The sequence below is a fragment of the Psychrobacter sp. 1Y4 genome (genome assembly GCF_051847555.1).
In genome coordinates this window covers 1-730 of sequence record NZ_JBPYDE010000508.1, presented here as the reverse complement: position 1 = coordinate 730, position 730 = coordinate 1, and the positions used below count along the sequence as shown (strand labels likewise).

Annotated in this window: 1 protein-coding gene; it reads right to left on the bottom strand. The window is 37.9% G+C overall.

Annotated elements, in window-relative coordinates:
* Positions 1 to 82: 82 nt before the first annotated feature.
* On the bottom strand, positions 83 to 730 hold a 648-nt coding region (locus tag ACS8FC_RS17245), incomplete at its 5' end, for a hypothetical protein (RefSeq protein ID WP_439297684.1).

Genomic DNA, 730 nt, shown 5'->3' with positions numbered 1-730 from the left:
AGGCTGCTAACAGCCAGTACAGAGAACGTATTTTTCAATTTCATGATTTAATCCATTAATTTTTTAAAAGCACCTGAGAAGGTTAGAGTTCGAAGGTACAAGTTACACTGTTACCTTCACTATCAAAGGAATTTAAATGATGAAGATCATCGCTGTATTCAGAATTGAAAAAGACATCAAAGCTTTTAGCAATGCCGACATCACTCGAGGTACCGGCATTAGCACTATCAGTTATGGTATAGATATATAGCGGTTGATACCCTGGCTTTTGCCATTTATAGAATTGTTGTGAGAATAGCTCGTTTTCGCCTGTATCGCAGTTTGACTTTACTCGAGTAAGCTCGCTCTTTCTAAATAAATCTTCAGCTTTATAAACCTTACTACCTGTCTCGTCTTCCATTACTGATTGACCTGAGCCGATCGTTATTATTCCAGGTTGTGCCTTTGTACCTCTTATTCTCATACCGCCAACATCATCTAATTCACCCCAAATATAATATCCATTCTTCTCTGGTAGATACTCATCTCTAGTAGGTATTTTAGGATCCCACTCTTTAATAGCAGAAATATTAGCTAACGAATCCCAACTCCAGTCTGTATTAGATTTCAATGCTAAATAGTCAGTAACGTTAGCAAATCTAGGCGGGTTTTCTTCAATAGCTTCGACGGTTTCTACTTCTTTAGTCTCTACTACAGGTTCAGTAATAACCGTTGAGTCAGTAGCGACTAC